Consider the following 20,395-nt stretch of genomic DNA (forward strand, 5'->3'; position numbering starts at 1 on the left):
ACGATTTTGAGTAAGAGAAGAATTAAAAAAGTTTACAAATGAATGATTTGATTTTCCCCATATTGGCCCTTTTTGTAATCGTGGTATATGTGGTCAACAGGATACGAAGCAACCGACGTTACAAAAAATAAATGAAGAACATTGCCCTGCCTAAAGGCAAAAAAGTCTATTTCGCGAGCGATAACCACCTCGGGGCACCTACCCGAAAGGATAGTTTGCCCCGTGAGAAAAAGTTTGTGGCTTGGCTGGATTCCATAAAGGAGGATGCCGCGGCCATTTTTTTAATGGGCGACCTTTTCGACTTTTGGTTTGAGTACAAGACCGTGGTGCCCAAAGGTTTCACCAGGACTCTTGGAAAGTTGGCCGAGCTGTCGGATATGGGCATTCCCATTACCTATTTTGTCGGCAACCACGATCTTTGGATGAACGGTTATTTTGAGGAAGAACTCAACATTCCAGTGTACCACAAACCACAGCAGTTTCTTATCAACGAAACTTCCTTTTTTATTGGCCATGGCGATGGATTGGGACCGCAAGATAAAGGATTCAAACGGATGAAAAAGGTGTTCACCAATCCTGTGGCCAAATGGTTTTTTAAATGGTTACACCCTGATTTGGGCGTTCGATTGGGTCAACATCTATCCGTGAACAACAAGGTTATTTCTGGAGATGCCGATGCTACCTTTTTAGGAGAGGATAAAGAATGGTTGATTTTATATGCCAAGCGCAAACTGGAACAGCAGCACTATGACCATTTTATTTTTGGCCACCGTCACTTACCGATGGAAATCAAACTCAACGAAAAATCGACCTACACCAATTTAGGGGATTGGATTTCCTATTTTACCTATGCCGTTTTTGATGGAGAAAAGTTGGCCTTGGAGAAATTGGAAGACTAATCTTCCTTTTCGTGGTCTTCAATGTCTTTTTGAAGGTCCAATCGTCTAAAGGTCGGAGAAACAATTGCTGTTGTACCTGCGGTCAAAAGTGTCATGCATCCACCAAACACCACGGCCGTTACCGTTCCCAATAATTTGGCCGCCAATCCACTTTCAAAAGCACCCAACTCGTTGGAGGAACCTACGAACATAGAGTTTACTGAAGCCACCCTGCCGCGCATATTGTCAGGTGTCTTTAATTGTAAAATAGTCTGACGTATGATCATGGAAACCCCATCCACAGCACCACTGAGGAACAAAGCAATCACGGATAGCCAAAACAATTCCGATAATCCAAAAACTATGATACAGATACCGAAGGCAAACACAGCCATCAATAATTTTTTACCCGCATTTTTATGCAAAGGAAATCTTGTAGATCCCAACATGGTAATGGAAGCTCCTACAGCTGGGGCCGCCCGTAAAATCCCGAAACCTTCCGAGCCCACGTGCAGAATATCCTGTGCATAAACAGGCAAAAGCGCCACGGCACCACCAAAAAGCACAGCAATCATATCCAAAGTTAAGGCTCCAAAAATGGCCTTGTTGCCAAAAACAAACTTGAGTCCATCTTTCAAACTTTGAAAAACGGGCTCGCCGATTTTTGGGTTCATAATGGGTTTTCTGGGGATTTGGAAGAGGAAAATCAAAGCGAACAAAGAGAAACCGAAAATAACGCACATGCTCCAATGTACTCCAATCCAACTAATGGAAAAACCCGCCAGCGCCGGACCCAAAACCGAGGCCAATTGCCATGTGGAACTGCTCCACGTAGCGGCATTCGGATATATTTTTTTGGGAACAATCAGCGCGATCAATGAGAATATGGTCGGACCCAAAAACGAGCGTACAAATCCGCCCAAGAAAACCAAGGCATAAATGGAGTAAAGTATGGTTTTGGATTCCCATGACTCTTCAAGTCCGGGCCAGCTCAACAAGAACAGTCCAAGACTTATTACAGAGAACCCGGCAATACAGGTAATCAATAGGTTTCGTTTTTCTTTTTGATCTACGATATGTCCGGCGAATAAGGCCATGCTCACCGCAGGAATCACTTCCATCAAACCGATAATACCAAGCGAAAGCGGGTCCTTTGTCAAGGAGTATACCTGCCATTCAATCACAATAAACTGCATGGACCATGCAAATACCATGGCAAAACGTACAATCAAAAATATGTTGAATTCCTTATAGCGTAGAGCTGCGTAGGGGTCCATAAATTGCTAGCGAATATCTCTTAGTTTTAGTTGAAGGCTCACCGTTCCATTCCATTCATTTTCATCCAACGAAAATACGGCATCAAATGGTTTTATGCCCTTAACTATATCCAATTTGTCGCCTAAATTGAACCCAATGCCCCCAATGGGATTGGAACCTGGTTGATAGAGACTGCATTTTAAGTGTTTTTCACCTTCCCCAACGCCACGGGCATAACCAGTGTCCTTTAAGCTTTCGGCCATAAAAATGGGAGTCATATTCCCAGGGCCAAACGGGGCAAATTGCTTTAAGATTCGCATTAATTTTGGTGTAATCTGATGCATGGAAATCTTGGCATCCAGGGCAATCTCGGGTTGCAATAATTTGGGGTCGATGGTTTCCGAAACTACTTTCTCAAACTGTCTTTTGAATTCTTCGTATTGCTCTTCCAATAAGGTAAGACCCGCTGCGTACATGTGTCCCCCAAACTGTTCCAGACAATCCGAACAGCCTTCAAGGGCATTGTAGATATCAAACCCTTTTACCGATCGTGCGGAAGCTGCCAATTTATCCCCGCTCTTGGTAAAGACCAGTGTGGGCCTGTAGTATGTCTCTGTTAATCGTGATGCCACTATACCAATAACACCTTTGTGCCAGTTTTGATTATAGACCACCGAGGTAAACTTATCCTCTTCTTGGTTTTCTTGGATTTGGACCAAGGCTTCTTGCGTGATTTCTTGGTCCAAGCTTCTTCGTTCGGTATTGAACAGTTCTATTTCTGAGGCAAACTGTTGTGCTTGCGCAAAGTCGGTCTCGGTAAGTAAGTTTACGGCATGTTGACCATGTTTCATCCGTCCAGCCGCATTGATTCGGGGCGCAATGATAAACACTACATCGGTTATGGTAAGTTCCCGCTTTTTGGTCTGATCGATCAATGCCTTGATTCCTATTCGAGGGGTTTCATTGATGACCATCAACCCATAGTAGGCCAGCACACGGTTTTCTCCAGTAATCGGCACAATATCCGCGGCAATGGCCGTAGCCACCAAATCCAGATACAGTATCAGGTCGTCCATGGTCTTACCTTGTCTGGAGCCCAAGGCCTGAATCAATTTAAGGCCAACCCCGCAACCACAAAGTTCCTTGTACGGATATTCGCAATCTGCTTGTTTGGGGTCCAGCACCGCTACGGCATCGGGAAGTTCCGATCCCGGTCGGTGGTGATCACAAACGATTACATCTATTCCCTTTTCCTTGGCGTATTTTATTTGGTCAATGGCCTTGATGCCGCAATCCAGCGCAATCATGAGGCTGACATCGTTATCGGCAGCAAAATCGATTCCTTGGAACGAAACTCCGTATCCTTCCAAATAGCGATCAGGGATGTAGGTCGCCACATTTGGGTAGGTTTCCAATAAATAGGAACTCATCAAAGCTACCGAAGTGGTACCGTCCACATCGTAGTCTCCATACACCAAAATGTTTTCTCCGTTGGCTATGGCTAGCTCAATCCGCTCAACCGCTTTGTGCATGTCCTTCATCAAAAAAGGGTCGTGCAGATGATTCAATTCAGGTCGGAAGAATGCCTTTGCTTCATCGTAATTGGTTATCCCTCGCTGAATCAATAATTGGGCAATCAAGTCATCTACTCCCAATGCTTTGGAAAGTTGGTCAATGGATTCTTGTTCGGGTCTTGGTTTTATGGTCCAGCGCATATTTAGGTATTAGTTTGATGTTGGGGCGTCGCTTTCGAATCTTTTGATGAGTGAAAATGTGATGAAAATATGGGCGAGGTAGTAGGTAGGTGTAATCAGAAAATCGAAGATGTGATAGTCCACAAATTCTTTAAAGGCGATGATGGTATCAGAAAAAATAATGAGAACAATTCCGAAAATAAAGCTTCGTTTTGCCGTTGGATTGCCCTTCATTCCCATAGCTGCTCCCAGAGAAAAACAGGAGATGAGCAAATACACCAACGATGCGACCATCAAAGAAACATCCGTAAAAGTGGGATAGAGCACCAAAAAGAAAAATGCCAAATAGGCCGCCAATAAAATACTCGTGAAGACTTCTTTAATGCGACCATTGGCCAAAGCATAAAGAAGATACCCTACGTGTGCCAAAAAGAAAAGGGCAATGCCTTTGACGAACATAAGGCTATCCCCGTTCATGTTGGACAAGAACCAATCCCCTATGATGGAAAACAAAAATGCCGCAAGAATCCACCACGTATCCTTCGCACTCTTTTTTAAACCCGCATTGAGCAAAAGGACGATAATAATCCCCATGCCTGCAGTACCCGATTTAAAGATGAAGTTAGCGGTGGTTACCCCTAGAATTGCCAAGATAACCGAAATAGCCAACAGTACATATAACCCATTCTCTTTTAGCCACATCTGATTTTAATTTTAATGTCTACGGCATACAATAATAGAATTTTCAATGAATCCAATATCGTCAAAAAGGAACATGAGGTTATTGTCCTTTGTATCCTGCCTATTTGTTGTGATAGAAAATCTTGATGTCCAATTTGGCAAATTTTCTGAACATTTCCATTACGCCACAATACTTTTCCACGGAAAGGTCTACCGCTTTTTTAAGTTTGTCCTCGTTTAGATTGGCTCCCGTAAAATGATACTCAACAACCACGGAATCATAATATTTGGGATGCTCATCGGTAAGGTTGGCTATGGTCTCTATCTTAAAATCGTCAACTTCCAGCTTCATTTTTTTGATGAGCGAAGCCACATCCAGACCAGAACAACCGGCCAATCCTGACAACATTAAGGCTTTGGGGCGCAAACCGGCACCCGAGCCACCGCTTTCTTCACCGGCATCGATTCGTACAGTATGTCCAGAAGGGTTGTTGCTCTCGAAAGCCATTTCACCCAACCATTTGGTAGTTATGTGATTTGTCATGAAGTTTAATTTTTGTTTCTTGTGGAGTTCAAAAATACAATTTATAATCTCAACCATGGCCTTAGTAAATCCCCTATCCCCCGAACACGACCCCGAAACCAAAGCATTGGCTGAGTTCTTTAACGAAACCCTTGGGTTTTGTCCCAATTCCGTGCTGACCATGCAGCACAGACCGGCGATTTCCAAGGCTTTTATCAACCTTAACAAAGCGGTAATGGCCAATGAGGGACGAGTAACCTCTGCGCTAAAGCGGATGATTGCTTGGGTAAGCAGCAATGCCACGGGCTGTCGTTACTGCCAAGCGCATGCCATTAGGGCGGCCGAGCGGTATGGCGCCGAACAAGAGCAATTGGATAATATTTGGGAGTACAGAACACACAGCGCTTTCTCCGACGCGGAAAAGGCTGCACTGGATTTTGCCCTGGCAGCTTCCCAGGTGCCGAACACGGTTAATGCCGATATTAAAAAGCGATTACACCAGCATTGGAATGATGGCGAAATCGTGGAAATGATGGGGGTCATTTCACTTTTTGGCTACCTCAACCGCTGGAACGATTCCATGGGAACATCCATTGAAGATGGAGCGGTGGAAAGCGCAGAGAAGTATTTGGGCGAAGTAGGCTGGCAAAAGGGCAAGCATGATGGCAGCAGATATTGATATGTATGTGATTTCTTGATTTGCATCAACATTTATGTGCTTGATTACCTTAAAATTTGTGGTTTTAAATCAACAACAATTTTTAAGCGTATGGCCAAATTATTCCTAACACCTGAAAACCAAATTCAACGATTGAACATTGTGCTCAACAATGTAAAGTCCCTACAAGAACTCGATACAGATGTGCTAACAAACGTATCGATTCCGGATACCTGGAGCATTATTGAAGTATTGGCACACTTGAATATTGCCTACGGCCCTTATCGAAATCAGTTAGATGAAGTAATTCCCAAGATGACCGATTCAAATGAAGAGCAAAAACCCTTTAGAGCCAGACCTTGGCAAAAAATGATCATTGAAATGCAACGTCCCAAAGGAACCCGAAGAAAATGGAAAATGAAGACCATGAAACGATTTGAACCCTTGTTGGACAGGAAAAATATAATAGGGAAGGAAAAAGTGAAAGAGATTTTTCGTGAATTTTTTGAGCTTCACGGCCACCTGAAGGATTCAATCCTAAAAAGCAGAAATAAAGATGTTTCCAAAATTAAAATCACTTCAGGGATAGGACCCATTGTAAAGTTCTATCCCCCGGAAAGTTTTGAGTTTCTGTTGTGCCATTTGGAACGGCATATGGTTCAAATCGATGAAATTTTAAATCAACAGAAAGTCTTGACTCAGTAATTTACAGTGGAAAATTGCCCCAACTGTATTATTCCTATTTTTATGGAAACCAAGTCATTCTGAACAATGAAGGACAAGGCATCCCTTATTTTGAAATCTTTCTTCTCAAATCTTGATTTATCCGAAGATGAAGAAAAACATTTTACATCCCTTTGGACACTGAAATCATTTGATCAATATGATATAATTACGGAAGCGGAAAGCATAGAGCGTAATTTTTATATTGTTCTGGAGGGTGTACAAGCAATCTATGTTCTAAATGAAAAAGGCGAAAAAGTGGTTTTGGGGTTTTCCTACACCGGCAGTCCTTCAGGCGTGTTTGATTCCTTTGTAAAAGGAGAACCTTCAAAAATTTTCTTGGAAGCTTTGAAACCCTCTAAATTATTGGTCTTATGCAAACAGGACTATGATGAGATGTTCAAAAACCACTTCTCTTTTTATAAGTGGGGACATCTTTTTTTTCAGGACGTGCTTTTTGATCGATTGTCCAGAGAGGTGGAACTTTTAACCCTTACTGCCGAGCAACGCTATGTTGCCTTTATGAAAAGATGCCCAGAAGAATTAAAGGTAATTCCACAAAAATACCTGGCATCCTACCTCAACATGAAACCCGAGACTTTCAGCCGATTGAGGGCGGCCAATGTGTACTGATTTTTCTTTGCCCATTGAAATACTTCAATAAAGCCATAATATTTGTAAAAATGTAAAGTTTTATTTACTTTTAGACAAAAATACTAGCAAATGGATGTTCAAATACTACCAAACTGGGGCAAACGACTTGGTCTTTTCATTTTCTTAATCTCCCTCATCTTTGTGGCAGGTGATCATTTTATGGATGGATTCAATGGTGCGCCCACTGGAACACATCATTTCTTTGAAGATTTACTTGGCAATACACTTTCAAGCTTTTTTGATGTTCTGCCAGTGATAGGTCTTTTGATCTATATGTTTTCCAAAGAAAAAGTTGAAGATGACTTTATAAGATTAATCAGATTACAATCCTATCAGACTACCATAATTATCTTATTGATTATTGCCTTGGCAATTTATCTTTTTGACGTTTATTATGAAGTTAGTTTAGACATGGTTCTATCATTATTCATGGTATTGTTTTTGGTCATATTCTACTTCAAAAAAGAGGCTCATTTATGAAGAATTTGGTAAAAGTAGAAAGAGCACGATTGGATATGACCCAAGCCGAATTGGCCAAAGAATTGGGCGTTTCTAGACAGACCATTCATGCCATAGAAAAGGATAAATTCAATCCTTCGGTTACCTTGGCATTAAAAATGGCCAGATTGTTCAATCTTCCTGTGGAGGAATTATTTATTATTGATGAGGATTAATCCTTACGTCCACCAACCACAATCACAAATTCTCCTTTGGGCGCCTTGTTGTTGAAGTGTTCCAATACTTCCATTACGGTTCCGCGAACGGTCTCTTCATATAGTTTGGTCAATTCCCTGGATACGGAAACAGGTCGGTCCTCCCCAAAATACTCGGCAAAATGGGTCAAAGTTTTAAGGAGCTTATGGGGCGATTCGTAAAAAACCATGGTTCGTGTTTCTTCGGCAAGTTCCAAAAGTCGGGTCTGACGGCCTTTTTTCACAGGTAAAAACCCTTCAAAAACAAATCGGTCGTTGGGCAATCCGCTGTTCACCAAAGCAGGAACAAAGGCAGTTGCTCCGGGCAGACACTCCACTTCAATATCGTTTTCCACACAGGCGCGGGTCAATAAAAATCCTGGATCGGAAATAGCTGGGGTACCAGCATCGGAAATAAGGGCATAAGTATTGCCCTCCTTCATTTTTTGCACCAAGCCCTCAACTTGTCGATGTTCGTTGTGCATATGGTGGCTCTGCAAAGGGGTATCAATCTCAAAATGCTTGAGCAGCTTGCCACTGGTCCGGGTATCTTCCGCCAAAACCACATCAACTTCCTTGAGTACCTTAATGGCACGAAGCGTCATGTCCTCCAAATTTCCTATTGGTGTCGGAACCAGATATAGCTTTCCCATGGACCAAAGTTACGGTCTTGCTTTTAAATTAATCTTGGAAAAATGAATTTATGCGAATCTTCGTTCGATAAGTGCCATAAAGCGGGCTTCGTACTCTTCCTTACCCTCCCAATTCTTATACTCAGGCTTTACCATATTGTTGATAAAGGCTATAGAGCGTTCCTCGGAATCGATGGTGGTAAGCTGCGAAAGTACACGCGTGTAATCCTCCATGCTGTTGTTGAAAAGGTGCTTTACAAAGGCCAATTTATCGTTGAGCCCCACCTGAAAATCCTTGGCCAATCGATCGTTTAAGGATTTTGGCTTTTTCTGAGGAGTAGGCACTTCGGTATTCTCCGTTGGGGTAACATTTTCCTTATCATTTTTCATGAAATCGGGTTTGGCCACGAACTCGGCAAACACCTTTTCCAAATCTGCATTGGAAGGCATCTCGGAAACGATATTCTTAATCGTGTCCATAGAAGGTGTATTGATAATATCTTCTTGGTGTGGATTGCTTTCGGGCACGGAAGTGTTTCCGCTTAAAACAGCATTGGCCATTTTCTCGAACCTAGAGGCTATCACATTTTGGGAAACATCCACCTCAACATCGCTCAATTTTTCATCTATGAATTTCAAAACGGCCAACTTCTCATAAATCTCTTTGGATTTTTCATAAAGTGCCGCAAGATCAGTGTCCTCACGAGCAGTGATTATTTCGGTGGACAACTTGATCAACTCTTCCCTCAATTTCCGTATCATAGCTTTAAGTATTTCTTACCTTTAAAAATATAATGATTTTGCTAACACCCTATCAACAAAAGGTTAAAATCTTATTGAAAACAGGGGTGCGATTTTTTAGTAGCTTTGTGGTCGTCCCAATATAACGGGAAAACAAACAATTTCTTTCAAAAATACGGTATGTTTCTCGAAAACACAGTCAACCCTAAGGAACAGTTTGGATGGATTGAGGTGATTTGCGGTTCCATGTTTTCCGGAAAGACCGAAGAACTGATCCGAAGGCTCAAGCGCGCCCAATTTGCAAAGCAAAAGGTAGAAATCTTCAAGCCCATTGTGGACACCCGCTACCATGAAGAAATGGTGGTCTCCCACGACTCCAACGAAATCAGGTCCACTCCTGTCCCGGCTGCTGCCAACATTCGACTTTTGGCGGATGATTGTGATGTGATCGGTATTGACGAAGCCCAATTTTTTGATGATGAAATCGTAACCGTTTGCAACGATTTGGCCAATAGGGGCATTCGCGTGGTGGTCGCTGGATTGGATATGGATTTCAAGGGCAATCCCTTTGGCCCCATGCCCGCACTGATGGCCACAGCGGAATACGTGACCAAAGTGCACGCCGTTTGCACCCGAACAGGAAACTTGGCCAACTATAGTTTTAGAAAATCCCTTAACGATAATTTGGTGTTGCTTGGTGAAACGGAGGAATATGAACCTTTGAGCAGAGCAGCTTTCTACAAGGCCATGTTACGCGAAAAAATAAAGGGAATGGATGTGGACTCGGAAGAAGTAACCTCCAAAAAAGAGAAACCCAATGAGTAAGGTCGGGGAAACAACTTTGATCTTGGACCTCGCTGCCTTGGAACACAATTACAGCTACTTGCGATCCAAAATAAAGCCCGAAACCAAGTTTTTGGGCGTGGTAAAGGCTTTTGCCTACGGAAGCGACATGGTAACCATTGCCACCGAACTCGAACAATTGGGTGCCGATTATCTGGCAGTTGCCTATGTGAGCGAAGGGGTTTTGTTGCGTAAAGCGGGCATTCAGCTTCCTATTTTGGTGTTGCACCCCTTGGCGTCCAATTTTGATGATTTGATGGCCTACCAGTTGGAGCCGAGCCTATATTCCAGAAATATTCTGAACCAATTCATTGAAGCGGCCAAGGCGAAGAAACAGACAGGTTACCCTGTTCACATTAAGTTCAACACAGGCTTAAACCGTTTGGGTTTTGCGGAAGATGATGTTGATTTTGTTGCTGAGGAAAGTAAGCATAGCGAATGTATCAAAATAGTGTCTTGCTTTTCTCATTTGGCAGCATCCGAAGATAAAAACGAGCGAAATTTTAGCCTGAATCAAATCAATTGCTTCAAACATTTGAGCGATATGCTCATGGATAAGTTGGGCTATCTGCTCATGCGACACATGTTGAACACTTCGGGCATCATCAATTATCCTGAGGCACAGTTTGAGATGGTCCGTAGTGGAATAGGATTGTACGGTTATGGCAACCAGGCTGAAGTGGATGCGGAATTACGACCGATCGCCACCCTGAAAACGATTATTTCGCAAATCCATCACATTGATGCCAATGAATCCGTGGGATATAATCGGGCGTTTACATCGAACCAACCTGTAAAGAGCGCCACCCTGCCCATTGGACATGCAGATGGTATAGGCCGACAGTACGGAAAAGGGAAAGGTTATGTGACCATCAAAAACAAAAAAGCACCGATTCTGGGCAATGTTTGTATGGATATGATCATGGTGGATGTAACTGAAATCGATTGCAAAGAAGGGGACGAGGCCATTGTGTTTGGCTCAGGAAAATCAGCCGAAAAGTTTGCTGCCACGGCCAGCACTATTTCCTACGAAATCCTCACAGCCATTTCACAACGGGTAAAAAGAGTGGTTATAAATAAGTGATTTTTTATCTCGGAAGAAGAACGGCAAACCGCTTTTTTGCTTAATTTGTCTTTGATTAACCAATACTCAACTATAAAATGGGATTTTTAAAAGAATTTAAAGAGTTTGCCATGAAAGGAAACCTAGTGGATATCGCCGTAGGTTTCGTCATGGGTGCCGCTTTTAAAGAAGTGGTATCATCGTTCACAGGAGGCATAGTTTCCCCCTTGATCGGATTGTTGTTCAACGCAGATTTCAATGATTTGAAATATGTGATTACCGAAGGAACCCCAAATGAGGCGGGAGAGATTATTGGGGAGATAGCAGTGCTCTACGGTGCGTTTTTGACCAATGTCATCGACTTCATCATCGTCGCGTTCGTTATGTTCCTCATTGTTAAAGGAGTGAACAGGATGAAGAAAAAAGAGGAGCCTGCTCCAGAACCTCCAAAGGGTCCGACCCAAGAGGAACTGTTGGCAGAAATCCGCGATTTGTTGAAGAAATAAAAATCGTTGGTACCTTATTTCGGTACTGCCGCTACATCACAATAACCCTTAAAAACCATCAATGTGTTTCGCTAACATGTTGATGGTTGTTTTATTTATAACATTTTGTTATTTTTTATTGATTGATGAATAAAAAGCTTGTTTAACTCGCTGACTAAAGTACCTTTGCGGTAAGAAATAAATTAAAAATGAAAGTAGCAGTTGTTGGAGCCACCGGAATGGTAGGCGAAGTGATGTTGAAAGTATTGGAAGAGCGTAACTTCCCTATTTCAGAATTGATGTTGGTTGCCTCGGAGCGTTCGGTGGGCAAAAAACTGACCTATAAGAACGACGAGCATACCGTAATCGGTCTGGCAGATGCTGTAGCCGCTCAACCCGATATTGCCATTTTCTCCGCAGGTGGGGACACCTCCTTGGAATGGGCTCCCAAATTTGCCGAGGTTGGCACTACCGTAATCGACAATTCCTCTGCGTGGCGTATGGACCCGACCAAAAAATTGGTAGTGCCCGAAATCAATGCAAACGAACTGACTGCTGAGGATAAAATTATTGCCAACCCCAACTGCTCCACTATTCAAATGGTGTTGGCCTTGGACCCATTGCACAAAAAATATCAAATGAAGCGCGTTGTCGTTTCCACCTACCAATCCGTTTCTGGTACAGGAGTAAAGGCTGTTGAGCAAATGGAAAACGAAGCAGCTGGAATAGAGGGAGAAATGGCCTATCCTTACCCCATCAACCGAAATGCACTGCCGCATTGCGATGTGTTTTTGGAAAATGGATACACTAAAGAAGAAATGAAATTGGCCAGGGAGCCTCAAAAAATATTGGACGACCGTACATTTTCGGTAACCGCAACCGCAGTGCGTATTCCTACTGCCGGTGGGCACTCGGAATCTGTCAACGTGGAATTCCATAACGATTTTGATTTGGCGGAAGTAAGACAACTCCTAAGCGAAACCCCCGGAATCGTAGTGCAGGACAATCCTGAAACCAACACCTACCCCATGCCTGTTTTTGCCAATGGCAAGGATGATGTTTTTGTGGGCAGGATTCGTAGAGACGAAACCCAACCGAATACTTTGAACATGTGGATTGTGGCGGACAACCTAAGAAAAGGAGCTGCCACCAACGCTGTGCAGATTGCGGAGTATTTGGTGGAGAATAATTTGGTTTCAAATACTTCTGAAGCTGTTTCATAAAATTCGTTAAAGCATCGATTGCAGCCAATTGGTTTGTGTCTTTTGTGGTATTTTTATCGGAATCAATCCGAGAAAACATGAAAAACATAAGTCTGTTGGCTGCTTTGGTTTTATTTGCAGCCTGTCAGGAAAACACTAAAAAAAGAGAATCCATTACTGTGAACTACCCCACTACCAAAAAAGTTGACACCGTAGATAATTATTTTGGAAATGAAGTCCCTGACCCCTATCGTTGGTTGGAAGACGACCGCAGCGAGGAGACCGAAGCATGGGTAAAAGAACAAAACGCTGTCACTTTTGGCTATTTGGACAAGATTCCTTTTCGAGAAGACCTAAAAAACCGATTGGAGAAACTGTGGAACTACGAAAAAGTGGGCTCCCCTTTTAAAGAAGGCGACTATACCTATTATTACAAGAATAATGGGCTACAAAACCAATATGTGGTCTACCGTGAAAAAGAGGATGGGGAAGAAGAGGTCTTTTTGGACCCCAATTCTTTTTCCGAAGACGGCACCACATCTTTGATGGGCCTTAGCTTTACCAAGGACGGTTCCAAAGCGGCCTACCTTATCTCCGAAGGCGGAAGCGATTGGCGCAAAGGTATTGTCATCGATGCCGAATCCAAAGAAATTGTGGAGGATACCTTAGTGGATATCAAGTTCAGCGGCATCTCTTGGAAAGGAAACGATGGTTTCTTTTATTCCAGCTACGACAAACCCGAAGGAAGCGAACTTTCAGCAAAAACGGACCAACACAAATTATACTATCACAAATTGGGAACGCCCCAATCCGAGGACAAGATCATTTTTGGTGGAACACCAGAAGAAAAACACCGCTACGTAGGTGGTTCCGTATCGGAAGACCAGAAGTATCTCTTTATTTCTGCGTCGGTTTCCACATCGGGCAACAAATTGTTTATGATGGATCTTTCCCAAAAGAATCCTGAGTTGATTACCATTTTGGACGATACCGATTCTGACACCTACGTTATCGATAACGAAGGCTCTACCTTATATATGGTCACCAACCGTGAGGCACCCAATAAAAAAGTCGTGGTTGTGGATGCAGCCAATCCAACACCAGACAATTGGAAAGATTTAATTCCAGAGACCGAAAATGTATTGACGGCAGGAACTGGTGGAGGCTATTTTTTTACCGAATACATGGTAGATGCCATTTCCAAAGTGCTTCAATATGATTATGAAGGTAACCTGGTCCGCGAAGTCGAACTGCCCGGTGTAGGAAGCGCTGGAGGTTTTGGTGGCAAAAAGGAAGACAAGGAATTCTACTTCTCCTTCACCAACTACAATACACCAGGCTCATTGTACAAATACAATGTGGAGACTGGAGAGTATGAGCAATATTGGAAGCCCCAAATTGATTTCAATCCTGATGACTACGAGTCCAAACAGGTGTTTTACAATTCAAAAGATGGCACAAAAGTGCCTATGATCATTACCTATAAAAAAGGAACCGAACTCAACGGTAAAAATCCAACTATCCTTTATGGCTATGGAGGTTTCAATGTAAGTTTAACGCCCTCTTTCAGCATTGTGAACGCGGTTTGGATGGAGCAGGGTGGTGTATATGCCGTTCCTAACCTTAGAGGAGGTGGGGAATACGGAAAAAAATGGCATATTGCCGGCACCAAGCTTCAAAAACAGAATGTGTTCGATGACTTTATCGCCGCTGCAGAATACTTGATTGATAACCAATATACCTCAAAAGAATATCTCGCTATCCGTGGAGGTTCCAATGGTGGTTTATTGGTTGGCGCAACCATGACCCAGCGCCCGGATTTGATGCAAGTAGCCTTACCGGCCGTAGGTGTAATGGATATGCTCCGATACCACACTTTTACCGCTGGTGCCGGATGGGCCTACGATTATGGTACTTCTGAAGATAGTGAGGAAATGTTCAACTACATCAAGGGCTATTCCCCTGTGCATAACGTAAAAGAAGGCACGGAATATCCAGCTACTCTTGTTACCACTGGAGATCATGATGACCGTGTGGTTCCTGCACACAGCTTTAAGTTTGCAGCAGAGCTACAGGAAAAACAGGCTGGGGAACAACCCACTTTGATTCGTATCGAGACCAACGCAGGTCACGGAGCAGGTACACCTGTCAGCAAGACCATTGAGCAATATGCCGATATTTTTGGGTTTACCTTTTTCAATATGGGCTATGATGAATTGCCCAACCAAAAAGTTCTTAAGGAGTTTAAAGATTGACAAAATCTCTGAGAAACTCCCAAAACATGATATTGTCAGTTCGAGCGTAGTCGAGAACAAAACATCTGTAAACCAATTTAGGTTTCGACTTCGCTAACCCTGACATATTTTTGACAGATGAGCCACTTATATTTATGCTAAAAATCCAAATTGATTCTTTCGGTTATCAAGACCAGACCATTTTAAAGGACATTTCCTTTGAAGTTTCCCCGGGGGAGCATGTGGCTTTGATGGGCGAAAGTGGCTCGGGAAAAAGCACCTTGCTCAAAATCATCTACGGATTGCTTCATGTGGAGGAGGGCTCCGTTTTTTGGGGAGACACTGAAGCGCTAGGGCCCAATTTTAATCTGGTTCCAGGCGAACCTTACATGAAATATTTGGCACAGGACTTTGATTTGATGCCCTTTATTTCTGTGGAAGAAAACATAGGGCAGTTCCTTTCTGTTTTTGATCCAGAAACCCACAAAGAACGCATCAATGAACTATTGGAATTAATTGAAATGAAATCCTACGCCAAGACCAAAGTGAAATACCTCAGTGGTGGACAGCAGCAAAGAGTGGCATTGGCCAGAGTACTGGCGCAGGAACCCGAAATTCTTCTTTTGGACGAACCCTTTGGCCATATTGACAATTTTAAGCGTAATTCCCTTCGTAGAAACCTCTTTCTGTATCTCAAAAAACAGGGTATTACGGTGCTTACCGCAAGCCACGACCCCAGTGATGTACTCCCTTTTGCAGAACGTACCCTGATCTTGGAACAAGGACAGATCATTGCCAACGAGAACACTCAAGGCCTCTATAAAAACCCTCCGAATCACTATACAGCTTCGTTGTTTGGCCAAGTGAACAAGGTCCCCATGAAACTCTTGAAATCCTATTCCGAGATTGATAGGTCCGTTTTAGTATATCCGCATGAATTCAAATTTTCTGATGCTTCAGGGCTAAAAGTCGAGATAACCCGATCGCTCTTTAATGGAAGTCATCATCTAAACGAAGGAATGGCAGAAGACGGCACAACCATTTTTTTCAATTCAGACAAAAAACAGGAAAAAGGAACAACCATTTTTCTTAATGTATCTTTGGAAACCATCAACAGAAGGCTTCAAGTTGGACAAAAAACAAATACATAGGGAATTACAGTTTAAGGCCATGCGTAGTAGCGGTGCTGGGGGACAACACGTGAACAAGGTTTCCTCCAAGGTGGAGCTCACTTTTAATGTACCCGCTTCAGAAGGTTTATCAGACAGGGAAAAACAACGTGTCCTATTAAAATTACAGTCCCGATTGACCAATGATGGTGCCTTGATTCTTCAATGTGATGAGGCCCGAAGCCAACACCGAAACAAAGATTTAGTAGTGAAGCGCTTTTTCGAAACCCTGAAAAATGCTCTCATCTTACCTAAAAAGCGAAAACCGACCAAACCCACCAAACCTTCCAAAGAAAAACGGTTAAAATCCAAAAGAATCACGGCAGAGAAAAAAGCGTCTCGCAAAAAACCGTACTGAGAAAAGTTATTGTTCTATTCTCAAAACATTGTACAAGCACAATTGTGAGGCACTCGCAAAGAAGCGTCTAACAACCATTTCCCATTTTACTAAAATGGGATAATTATAATATCCTCATCATCTTGCAAACAACCTGACGGCATATCTGAATCAATCGACACAAGTGTAGGTGTACAATCTTCATCAAGCACTACCTTTCCATTGTAGGTAATACTCCCATTCGATGCACTGATATAGGTTATACTACTTACTATGGAATAACTCCCATCGTTATTCTCTACCACTTTTTTTAAGTGTTGCTCAACAGTATCCTCTCCGAGGTAAATTTTAGTTATATGGAATCCTGTTCTTGACCCTCCCCAAGAAGTAACTCCTTCACTGTAATATAAAGTTCCGTTGGGAGGAGCAATCATTTGCCACACACTACGTGTTCCATTTTGGATTGCTTGAGGCGACGCCCCACGAAACCAAACCGTTGTACCTCCAAAATTTCCAAACCATTCTTCATTACCATTATATTGAAGGGAGGTACCATCATAATAGGTTGCTTTTGTAGCTACTGGCTCTGCCTCTGTATTTAAAGGTAATGATTCATCTTTTTGACAGTTAAAAAATGTCATTGCAAGCAGAACAAAGAAAAATGTATTGATTTTCATAATTAATATATATTTGTAGTCTTTTTCTTTTTTAAATATAGATATAATTAAATTTTTTATTAGTCTTTTTCTTATAATTTACAATATCTTAACTATTTCTCTGGAATTACTTTGCTCTTACATGACACTTCCAACAACTCCATAGTTATTCGAAAACGGTTTTCTCTCAATCTCCAAAACAATATGGCTTTTCTAATGAAGTAGAAATACAGAAAGCCTATCTGACAGGGAAAAACAACGTGTCCTATTAAAATTACGGTCCCGATTGACCAATGATGGTTCCTTGATTCTTCAAAGTGATGAGGCCCAAAGGCAACACCGAAACAAAGATTTAGTAGTGAAGCGCTTTTTCGAAACCCTGAAAAATGCTCTCATCATACCTAAAAAGCGAAAACCGACCAAACCCACCAAACCTTCCAAATAAAAACGGTTGAAATCCAAAAAAATCACGGCAGAGAAAAAGGCGTCGCGCAAAAAACCAAATCTGGGCCAATGAGAATTCATTGGATTTCCATCTGTCAGATTACAAAACAGTCAAAAAAGCCTCTGTCGCTATAATTCCCAATAGCCAGATTTAATTACTTCACCACAAATGCTTAATTTTCAATCAAATTATAACTAACTCAAATAATGACTTCTAAAAAAGTAACTTTAAAAGCATTACTGCTCTCCGTAGTGATGTCTTTTTCTTGCATTACATTTTCCACAGCACAAACAGTTCCCTCGCCAGAGGATGTATATGGGTTCAAAGTGGGAGCCGATTACAAATTGGCCGATTACTCTCAGATTGAAGACTATTTGTCCAAATTGGACACTGCATCCGATAGAGTTAAAAAAATTGAAATTGGAGAAACCGTATTAGGTCGCAAAATGTACCTCATGTTCATCTCCACAGCTGAAAATTTGGCACAGCTCGATAAATGGAAAGACATCAGCACCAAACTTGCTCGCGTTCAAGTAGGGAATGAAGAAGCCGTAAAACTTTCCGAAGAAGGAAAAGCCATTGTATGGATCGATGGTGGTATGCATTCCACAGAGTTGGCCCATGGTCAAATGACTTCCGAGCTGGCATATACCCTTGCTACCTCCGAAACGGCGGAAATGAAAAAAATCAGGGAAAACGTGATTACCCTTCTCATGCCGGTAATGAACCCGGACGGACTGGACATTGTCGTGGACTGGTATCGTAAAAACCTCGGCACTCCTTATGAAACTTCGCGGCCTCCGATTCTCTATCACTATTACATGGGGCACGATAACAACAGGGATTGGTTTATGAACAATATGCCGGAAACCTACAACGTAACCAAAATGCTTTACAACGAATGGTATCCGCAAATTGTATACAATCATCACCAATCCTCGCCTTCCTGGACCAAGATTTCGCTCCCTCCTTATGCCGATCCAGTAAACCCAAAAATTCACCCCGCCATTACAGCGGCTGTAAGTGAGGTTGGTTCTGCCATGACCAAGCGTTTTTCCCTTGAAAACATGCCCGGGGCCATTGCAGACAACTATTATACCATGTTCTGGAACGGAGGTGGTCGTACCGTACCCTATTACCACAACATGATTGGTATATTGACCGAAACCGGACACACAACCCCTACACCAAGGTTCTACGACCCTGAAAAATTACCTAAAACCGTTGCCGGTGGCACCCCTACCGATGGCACGGACATTATGTACCCAGATCCATGGAAAGGTGGAGAGTCCCATTTTAGGGATGCCGTGGATTATATGTTGACCGCCACTTGGGCCACTTTGGACCTTGCAGCTGACCGTAAGAGCAATTACCTGCTCAATATTTACAAAATGGGTAAATCCGCCGTTGAAAAAGGTAAGACCGAAGGTTTGTTCGCCTACATCATCGACAAAGAGCAATGGGATTCTTTTGAGGCCGTTAATTTGGTAAATGTGTTGCTTCAAGGTGGTATCGAAGTTGAAAAAGCAACCAGAGACTTTACCGTCAATGGTAAGGAATATGAAAAAGGTTCCTATGTCATCTACACAGCACAAGCTTTTAGGCCCTACTTGATGGACCTCATGGAAAAACAGGATTACCCCACACGTTTCCAATATCCAGGCGGACCTCCGGACACCCCATACGATTTGGCGGGATGGACTTTGCCAATGCAAATGGGCATTGATGTGGATAAAATTACTGAGTCGTTCAAGGCCCCAACCGAAAAAGTTACCGGTCTTGTAAAATACTACCAAGGCGATGTAAACAGGAACGGTTCCTTTGGATATGCATTAAATGTAAATACCAACGCTTCCGTGATTGCCACAAACAAGGTTTTGAAAGCTGGAGGAACCGCATACAAGAGCATGACGGAATTCAAGGCCGGAAAAGAAACCTTCCCAGCAGGGTCTTACATTGTATCAGGCGACAAGGAAATGATGGAGTCCTTGGCAGATGAATACGGACTGGTATTCACAGGATTGGCTGCCAAGCCCGAAGTTCAATTAAAGAAAATCCATTTGCCCAAAGTTGGTTTGTATAAATCTTGGGTGGCCAATATGGATGAAGGATGGACCCGTTTTGTAATGGATGAGTACGAATTTGACTTGGACACCTTGCACGATGCCGACATTAAAACCAAGGATCTCTCCCAGTATGATGCCATCATCATTCCATCCCAAAGACCAAGTTCCATTTTACACGGACACAGCAATTTGAGCATGCCCGAAAAATTCACAGGTGGAATTGGCCTAAAAGGTTCTGTGGCCCTTAGTGATTATGTGGACGAAGGAGGAACATTGATTGCCTTTGACGAAGCCAGTGATTTTGTCATTGAACAATTTGGGTTGCCCATGAGCGATGCCGTTGCAGGAGTGAGCAGCAATCGCTTTTTCATTCCAGGTTCCTTGATCAAAACGGGAATAGACACAAGCCATCCTTTGGCCTTCGGAATGAAGGATACCGTTGCCGTTTCGTTTAACAAGAGTAGAGCTTTCAGGATAGACAAACAGAGAAAATCAGGCGAAGGGGGCAAGGAAGAAATCGAAGATGCACCTGAACCCCAAGTTGAAGTGATTGCCACCTATGCTGCCAATGACTTGTTGATGAGCGGTTGGGCCATGGGAGAAAACCGATACATTGCCAAAAAACCAGCGATGGTCAAAGCGAAATACGGAAAAGGGTCAGCCATCTTGTTTGCGTTCCGTCCACAATTTAGGGCGCAACCCCGTGGCACTTACAAATTGATTTTTAATGCGATTTACGAAGGAGCTTCGGAATAATATTTA

At 42.8% G+C, this 20,395-nt stretch carries 21 protein-coding genes; 14 read left to right on the forward strand and 7 right to left on the reverse strand.

Features of this window, described 5'->3' with window-relative positions:
- The first annotated feature begins 131 nt into the window (after nucleotides 1-131).
- Nucleotides 132-899 carry a UDP-2,3-diacylglucosamine diphosphatase gene (locus EO132_RS02105; RefSeq protein ID WP_127136381.1) on the forward strand — a complete coding sequence of 256 codons (768 nt, stop codon included), beginning with the start codon at nucleotides 132-134 and terminating at the stop codon, nucleotides 897-899.
- Here the strand turns inward: EO132_RS02105 and EO132_RS02110 are convergent.
- The 4 genes from EO132_RS02110 to EO132_RS02125 all read right to left on the reverse strand — a co-directional run bounded on the left by EO132_RS02110 (nucleotide 896) and on the right by EO132_RS02125 (nucleotide 5,054).
- A complete protein-coding gene (locus EO132_RS02110; protein ID WP_127136382.1) occupies nucleotides 896-2,155 on the reverse strand; it encodes an MFS transporter in 1,260 nt (419 codons plus the stop codon). The two genes, EO132_RS02105 and EO132_RS02110, sit on opposite strands and share 4 nt — an antisense overlap.
- Before the next feature lie 6 nt (nucleotides 2,156-2,161).
- Nucleotides 2,162-3,850: a single-stranded-DNA-specific exonuclease RecJ gene (recJ, locus tag EO132_RS02115; RefSeq protein ID WP_127136383.1), complete on the reverse strand. Its 1,689-nt coding sequence runs from the start codon at nucleotides 3,848-3,850 to the stop codon at nucleotides 2,162-2,164.
- Between the two features lie 9 nt (nucleotides 3,851-3,859).
- Complete coding sequence (locus EO132_RS02120; protein WP_127136384.1) at nucleotides 3,860-4,531, reverse strand: lysoplasmalogenase; 672 nt, start codon at nucleotides 4,529-4,531, stop codon at nucleotides 3,860-3,862.
- A gap of 100 nt (nucleotides 4,532-4,631) precedes the next feature.
- Entirely contained in the window at nucleotides 4,632-5,054 is a 423-nt protein-coding gene (locus EO132_RS02125; RefSeq protein WP_127136385.1) for an OsmC family protein, read from the reverse strand.
- Between the two features lie 55 nt (nucleotides 5,055-5,109).
- Here EO132_RS02125 and EO132_RS02130 point away from each other — a divergent pair, with 55 nt between their 5' ends.
- The 5 genes from EO132_RS02130 to EO132_RS02150 all read left to right on the forward strand — a co-directional run bounded on the left by EO132_RS02130 (nucleotide 5,110) and on the right by EO132_RS02150 (nucleotide 7,742).
- Nucleotides 5,110-5,712, forward strand: a complete 603-nt coding sequence (locus EO132_RS02130; RefSeq protein WP_127136386.1) for a carboxymuconolactone decarboxylase family protein — start codon at nucleotides 5,110-5,112, stop codon at nucleotides 5,710-5,712.
- 90 nt (nucleotides 5,713-5,802) lie between these two features.
- On the forward strand, nucleotides 5,803-6,396 hold the full coding sequence (locus tag EO132_RS02135) for a DinB family protein (protein ID WP_127136387.1): 594 nt from the start codon (nucleotides 5,803-5,805) through the stop codon (nucleotides 6,394-6,396).
- Nucleotides 6,397-6,462: 66 nt separating this feature from the next.
- A complete protein-coding gene (locus tag EO132_RS02140) occupies nucleotides 6,463-7,047 on the forward strand; it encodes a Crp/Fnr family transcriptional regulator (protein ID WP_127136388.1) in 585 nt (194 codons plus the stop codon).
- A gap of 90 nt (nucleotides 7,048-7,137) precedes the next feature.
- Nucleotides 7,138-7,548: a hypothetical protein gene (locus EO132_RS02145; protein ID WP_127136389.1), complete on the forward strand. Its 411-nt coding sequence runs from the start codon at nucleotides 7,138-7,140 to the stop codon at nucleotides 7,546-7,548.
- Complete coding sequence (locus tag EO132_RS02150; protein WP_127136390.1) at nucleotides 7,545-7,742, forward strand: helix-turn-helix transcriptional regulator; 198 nt, start codon at nucleotides 7,545-7,547, stop codon at nucleotides 7,740-7,742. Before EO132_RS02145 ends, EO132_RS02150 begins: the two co-directional genes overlap by 4 nt.
- Here EO132_RS02150 and rsmI read toward each other — a convergent pair.
- On the reverse strand, nucleotides 7,739-8,413 hold the full coding sequence (gene rsmI, locus EO132_RS02155) for a 16S rRNA (cytidine(1402)-2'-O)-methyltransferase (RefSeq protein ID WP_127136391.1): 675 nt from the start codon (nucleotides 8,411-8,413) through the stop codon (nucleotides 7,739-7,741). The genes EO132_RS02150 and rsmI overlap by 4 nt on opposite strands.
- Nucleotides 8,414-8,461: 48 nt before the next feature.
- On the reverse strand, nucleotides 8,462-9,154 hold the full coding sequence (locus tag EO132_RS02160) for a hypothetical protein (RefSeq protein WP_127136392.1): 693 nt from the start codon (nucleotides 9,152-9,154) through the stop codon (nucleotides 8,462-8,464).
- A gap of 159 nt (nucleotides 9,155-9,313) precedes the next feature.
- Here EO132_RS02160 and EO132_RS02165 point away from each other — a divergent pair, with 159 nt between their 5' ends.
- The 7 genes from EO132_RS02165 (at nucleotide 9,314) to arfB (ending at nucleotide 16,487) form a co-directional block, all read left to right on the forward strand.
- Nucleotides 9,314-9,958 carry a thymidine kinase gene (locus EO132_RS02165; RefSeq protein WP_127136393.1) on the forward strand — a complete coding sequence of 215 codons (645 nt, stop codon included), beginning with the start codon at nucleotides 9,314-9,316 and terminating at the stop codon, nucleotides 9,956-9,958.
- On the forward strand, nucleotides 9,951-11,060 hold the full coding sequence (gene alr, locus EO132_RS02170; protein ID WP_127136394.1) for an alanine racemase: 1,110 nt from the start codon (nucleotides 9,951-9,953) through the stop codon (nucleotides 11,058-11,060). The genes EO132_RS02165 and alr overlap by 8 nt, the downstream gene beginning before the upstream one ends.
- 77 nt (nucleotides 11,061-11,137) lie before the next feature.
- Nucleotides 11,138-11,545 carry a large-conductance mechanosensitive channel protein MscL gene (gene mscL / locus EO132_RS02175; protein ID WP_127136395.1) on the forward strand — a complete coding sequence of 136 codons (408 nt, stop codon included), beginning with the start codon at nucleotides 11,138-11,140 and terminating at the stop codon, nucleotides 11,543-11,545.
- 188 nt (nucleotides 11,546-11,733) lie between these two features.
- Complete coding sequence (locus tag EO132_RS02180) at nucleotides 11,734-12,747, forward strand: aspartate-semialdehyde dehydrogenase (protein ID WP_127136396.1); 1,014 nt, start codon at nucleotides 11,734-11,736, stop codon at nucleotides 12,745-12,747.
- Between the two features lie 77 nt (nucleotides 12,748-12,824).
- Complete coding sequence (locus tag EO132_RS02185; protein ID WP_127136397.1) at nucleotides 12,825-14,981, forward strand: prolyl oligopeptidase family serine peptidase; 2,157 nt, start codon at nucleotides 12,825-12,827, stop codon at nucleotides 14,979-14,981.
- 134 nt (nucleotides 14,982-15,115) lie between these two features.
- On the forward strand, nucleotides 15,116-16,111 hold the full coding sequence (locus EO132_RS02190; RefSeq protein ID WP_127136398.1) for an ABC transporter ATP-binding protein: 996 nt from the start codon (nucleotides 15,116-15,118) through the stop codon (nucleotides 16,109-16,111).
- A complete protein-coding gene (gene arfB / locus EO132_RS02195; protein WP_127136399.1) occupies nucleotides 16,089-16,487 on the forward strand; it encodes an alternative ribosome rescue aminoacyl-tRNA hydrolase ArfB in 399 nt (132 codons plus the stop codon). Before EO132_RS02190 ends, arfB begins: the two co-directional genes overlap by 23 nt.
- Before the next feature lie 89 nt (nucleotides 16,488-16,576).
- Here arfB and EO132_RS02200 read toward each other — a convergent pair whose 3' ends face one another.
- Nucleotides 16,577-17,143, reverse strand: a complete 567-nt coding sequence (locus EO132_RS02200) for a hypothetical protein (RefSeq protein ID WP_127136400.1) — start codon at nucleotides 17,141-17,143, stop codon at nucleotides 16,577-16,579.
- 630 nt (nucleotides 17,144-17,773) lie between these two features.
- Here EO132_RS02200 and EO132_RS02205 point away from each other — a divergent pair.
- Nucleotides 17,774-20,389: a M14 family metallopeptidase gene (locus EO132_RS02205; protein ID WP_127136401.1), complete on the forward strand. Its 2,616-nt coding sequence runs from the start codon at nucleotides 17,774-17,776 to the stop codon at nucleotides 20,387-20,389.
- The last annotated feature ends 6 nt before the right edge of the window (nucleotides 20,390-20,395 follow it).

The organism is Flagellimonas oceanensis (assembly GCF_003992595.1).
Classification (GTDB): domain Bacteria; phylum Bacteroidota; class Bacteroidia; order Flavobacteriales; family Flavobacteriaceae; genus Flagellimonas; species Flagellimonas oceanensis.

Excerpts from the sequence above, each read along its gene's own strand:
- EO132_RS02160 (WP_127136392.1), bottom strand. The coding sequence starts at position 9,154 with ATGATACGGAAATTGAGGGAAGAGTTGATCAAGTTGTCCACCGAAATA.
- EO132_RS02185 (WP_127136397.1), top strand. The coding sequence starts at position 12,825 with ATGAAAAACATAAGTCTGTTGGCTGCTTTGGTTTTATTTGCAGCCTGT.
- EO132_RS02110 (WP_127136382.1), bottom strand. The coding sequence starts at position 2,155 with ATGGACCCCTACGCAGCTCTACGCTATAAGGAATTCAACATATTTTTG.
- EO132_RS02180 (WP_127136396.1), top strand. The coding sequence starts at position 11,734 with ATGAAAGTAGCAGTTGTTGGAGCCACCGGAATGGTAGGCGAAGTGATG.
- mscL (WP_127136395.1), top strand. The coding sequence starts at position 11,138 with ATGGGATTTTTAAAAGAATTTAAAGAGTTTGCCATGAAAGGAAACCTA.
- rsmI (WP_127136391.1), bottom strand. The coding sequence starts at position 8,413 with ATGGGAAAGCTATATCTGGTTCCGACACCAATAGGAAATTTGGAGGAC.
- EO132_RS02135 (WP_127136387.1), top strand. The coding sequence starts at position 5,803 with ATGGCCAAATTATTCCTAACACCTGAAAACCAAATTCAACGATTGAAC.
- EO132_RS02105 (WP_127136381.1), top strand. The coding sequence starts at position 132 with ATGAAGAACATTGCCCTGCCTAAAGGCAAAAAAGTCTATTTCGCGAGC.
- EO132_RS02205 (WP_127136401.1), top strand. The coding sequence starts at position 17,774 with ATGACTTCTAAAAAAGTAACTTTAAAAGCATTACTGCTCTCCGTAGTG.
- EO132_RS02150 (WP_127136390.1), top strand. The coding sequence starts at position 7,545 with ATGAAGAATTTGGTAAAAGTAGAAAGAGCACGATTGGATATGACCCAA.
- EO132_RS02140 (WP_127136388.1), top strand. The coding sequence starts at position 6,463 with ATGAAGGACAAGGCATCCCTTATTTTGAAATCTTTCTTCTCAAATCTT.
- alr (WP_127136394.1), top strand. The coding sequence starts at position 9,951 with ATGAGTAAGGTCGGGGAAACAACTTTGATCTTGGACCTCGCTGCCTTG.
- EO132_RS02120 (WP_127136384.1), bottom strand. The coding sequence starts at position 4,531 with ATGTGGCTAAAAGAGAATGGGTTATATGTACTGTTGGCTATTTCGGTT.
- EO132_RS02190 (WP_127136398.1), top strand. The coding sequence starts at position 15,116 with ATGCTAAAAATCCAAATTGATTCTTTCGGTTATCAAGACCAGACCATT.
- EO132_RS02130 (WP_127136386.1), top strand. The coding sequence starts at position 5,110 with ATGGCCTTAGTAAATCCCCTATCCCCCGAACACGACCCCGAAACCAAA.
- EO132_RS02125 (WP_127136385.1), bottom strand. The coding sequence starts at position 5,054 with ATGACAAATCACATAACTACCAAATGGTTGGGTGAAATGGCTTTCGAG.
- EO132_RS02200 (WP_127136400.1), bottom strand. The coding sequence starts at position 17,143 with ATGAAAATCAATACATTTTTCTTTGTTCTGCTTGCAATGACATTTTTT.
- EO132_RS02165 (WP_127136393.1), top strand. The coding sequence starts at position 9,314 with ATGTTTCTCGAAAACACAGTCAACCCTAAGGAACAGTTTGGATGGATT.
- EO132_RS02145 (WP_127136389.1), top strand. The coding sequence starts at position 7,138 with ATGGATGTTCAAATACTACCAAACTGGGGCAAACGACTTGGTCTTTTC.
- recJ (WP_127136383.1), bottom strand. The coding sequence starts at position 3,850 with ATGCGCTGGACCATAAAACCAAGACCCGAACAAGAATCCATTGACCAA.